The following is a 2,476-nucleotide window of genomic DNA, read 5'->3' on the forward strand; positions in this document are numbered from 1 at the left end:
AGGCCGCTCCGGCTCCGCCGCCGCCGGCTTCGGAGTCATGGCGTCAGCGCGTTCCGCCCGGCCAGGAGCGGAAGACCCCTCCTTCGGCCGTGAGACCGCCGAATCAGAATCCGGCCGCGGAAGGAGCGGTGCCGCCGCCCGCGAAGGAAGCGCCGCCGTCCGCCGGCGAATCGGCGCCCCCGCCGCCGCGTCGCGCGGTTCCGCCGGGCCGCGAGCGTCAGGACGAGCGCCGTCCGAACACTCCCCCGGCCGAGAGGGCGGCGCCGCCGCCCGCCGCTTCCACGGAGTCGGCTCCTCCGCCTCCGGAGCGCCGGGCCGTGCCTCCGGGGCGACAGCGCCAGGAGTCGCCGGCGCCGCCTCCGCCGCCGGTTCGCCGCGACGTCCCGCCGCCGGAGGGTGGCACCCCGCCTCCGCCGGCGGCCGAGGGAAAGCCCGCCCCGCGGGCTCAGGCGCCGGATCGCGGCAAGGGGAGCGCCAAGGACCAGAAGGCGGCCGACAAGGAAAAGCAGAAGCAGAAGGACAAGAAGAAGAACGAGGAACCGCCTCCGCCCCCTCCCTCTCTCTGAGCAGCGCCCTTACCGAAAAACGCCCGCTTCGGCGGGCGTTTTTCTTTCGGGCCCTCCGGCCGGGGGTTACTTCGGTTCGATCGAGAGGTGGATCTTCGCGCTCTTCGCGCTCACGATGTCGAGCGTGCGCATCCTCACCCACACGCGGATGTTGTCGTCGAGCTTGCCGGGCGCGACCGTGTCGCTCTTGTCCCCCTTGCCGACGACGGAGCCGTCCTTCCCGATCACCTCGACGGCCATCCGCATCTTCACCTTGTGGTCGAGGTCCCGGTTCTCGACGGAGAAATTCCAGAACGTCAGGTGCTTGTCGTTGAGGTCTTTCGTCTTCGCCTTCTCGACGTCGTCGCTGTCCGGGTAGTGCTGGATCTCGAGGTTGGTGATCTTCGCCTTCCCCTGGGCGAAGCCGATGGCAACCACCTGGTCGCGCTTCGGCATCGGGATCGTTTTCTCGGTTTCGGCCGCACCGAGCGCGGCGGCGCCGGCGAGCACGGCGGCTCCGATCAGAAGCTTCTTCATGCGCACCCCTTTCTCGGGCGGAAGTCTACCGCGGGAGCGGGCTTCCGAATCGGGGGGATAATCCGGAAATGGAAGATCCCGAAGAACGCCGCGAGACCCATGTCATCGACGTCTTCATGATGTCGGTGAAGTGCGGCAATTGCGACCGGTACCAGACGATCGTGTCCTTCGAAAAGCGCGACGACCACAACGTCTACACGTATGAGTGCGACTGGGACGCGTCGCCGAACTGCGATCCGAACGTCACGCGGACGATCGTGGAGGTCCCCCGGCACCTGGACAATTCGACGCGGCGGCACGAAGAGGTGTCGTACCCCGAGAACCCGGACGCGCCCGCCGACCCGGGGGAAGATCCTTCCCGCGAAGGCTGAAACTCAGCTCTTCTTCCGAACGACCGGCTTCGCGTCGAGGGCGATCGACCGGATCCCGTTCTTGCCGACGGAGCGCACCGCGAAGAACTCGTTGTCGATCGGGAGCGGCAGCGCGTGGGCCCCGGGCGCGGCGACGGACTGGAGGACCTTCCAGCGCGAGTCCGCCGTGTCGCGGGCGAGGATCTCGAAGCCGGCGCGCTCGGGGTCGTCGGGAGCGCCGAACGTCAGCGTGGCATCCGGCTGGACGGCGCCTTCGACCGTGGCTTCCGAAGGAGGAGCGGGAGCGTCCGCGAGCCGGTCGATCGCTTCGGCATTCTTCTGCGCGACGGACGCGAGGAATTCGAAATCCATGAACTTCGGGAGGTCTCCGTACTCGACGCCGTTCTCCGTTCGCACCGTCTGGTGCTGGTGGCGGTAGTCCTCCTTCGGCTCGGTGAAGCGAACCGCGGGAAGACCGGCTTCGACGAAGGGGAGGTGGTCGCCCCCGCGCGCGAAACGGTCCTTTCGAAAGACGGGGCGGACGCCGCCGACGAACTCGTCGATCCACAGGCCGAGCTCCCGCGAGGGAGAGAACGCGTCGGTATCGCAGAACACCCGCGGGCGACGGTCGGAGGAGCCGTTGGTCGCGCCGACGATGTCGTTGTTCAGCATCGCCGCGACCTCGTATCCCTGCCCGCGAGCCCATTCGAGGAGGCGCTTTCCGCCCAGCAGACCCTGCTCCTCCCCCGACACCGCGGCGAACACGACGGTCGCGCGATGCGGGCGCTTCGCGACGAGCCGCGCGGATTCGAGCGAGACCGTCGTTCCCGAGGCGTCGTCGTCGGCGCCCGGGGCGTCGCACGCGACGCTCATGAAGTCCGAGCAGATCGAATCGAAGTGTCCCGAAACGAGCACCGCGCTCCTGCGGCGCGCGGGATCGGTGCCCTCGACGACGAGGTAGACGTTCTGGAGAGGCGCGGGGCCGTGCGTCCGGTCCGACGACGCCTCGAACCGGTCGACGACGACCTTCGCCTCCGCCGGCCG

4 protein-coding genes are annotated in these 2,476 nt (G+C 69.0%); 2 read left to right on the forward strand and 2 right to left on the reverse strand.

Going from position 1 to position 2,476, the window contains the following annotated elements:
* The first annotated feature begins 317 nt into the window (after positions 1–317).
* On the forward strand, positions 318–566 hold the full coding sequence (locus tag VFS34_05110; GenBank protein ID HET9793822.1) for a hypothetical protein: 249 nt from the start codon (positions 318–320) through the stop codon (positions 564–566).
* A 66-nt stretch (positions 567–632) separates the two neighbouring features.
* On the opposite strand, the gene VFS34_05115 is transcribed toward VFS34_05110, so the two are convergent.
* Positions 633–1,082: a hypothetical protein gene (locus tag VFS34_05115; GenBank protein HET9793823.1), complete on the reverse strand. Its 450-nt coding sequence runs from the start codon at positions 1,080–1,082 to the stop codon at positions 633–635.
* Between the two features lie 68 nt (positions 1,083–1,150).
* Between VFS34_05115 and VFS34_05120 the strand changes: the two genes are divergently transcribed.
* Positions 1,151–1,453, forward strand: a complete 303-nt coding sequence (locus VFS34_05120) for a hypothetical protein (protein ID HET9793824.1) — start codon at positions 1,151–1,153, stop codon at positions 1,451–1,453.
* A 3-nt stretch (positions 1,454–1,456) separates the two neighbouring features.
* Here VFS34_05120 and VFS34_05125 read toward each other — a convergent pair.
* The coding region (locus VFS34_05125; protein ID HET9793825.1) for a M28 family peptidase at positions 1,457–2,476 on the reverse strand (1,020 nt) is incomplete at its 5' end.

The sequence above is a fragment of the Thermoanaerobaculia bacterium genome, from assembly GCA_035717485.1.
In the GTDB taxonomy this organism is placed as follows: Bacteria; Acidobacteriota; Thermoanaerobaculia; order UBA5066; family DATFVB01; genus DATFVB01.

Excerpts from the sequence above, each read along its gene's own strand:
- VFS34_05120 (HET9793824.1), top strand. The coding sequence starts at position 1,151 with ATGGAAGATCCCGAAGAACGCCGCGAGACCCATGTCATCGACGTCTTC.
- VFS34_05115 (HET9793823.1), bottom strand. The coding sequence starts at position 1,082 with ATGAAGAAGCTTCTGATCGGAGCCGCCGTGCTCGCCGGCGCCGCCGCG.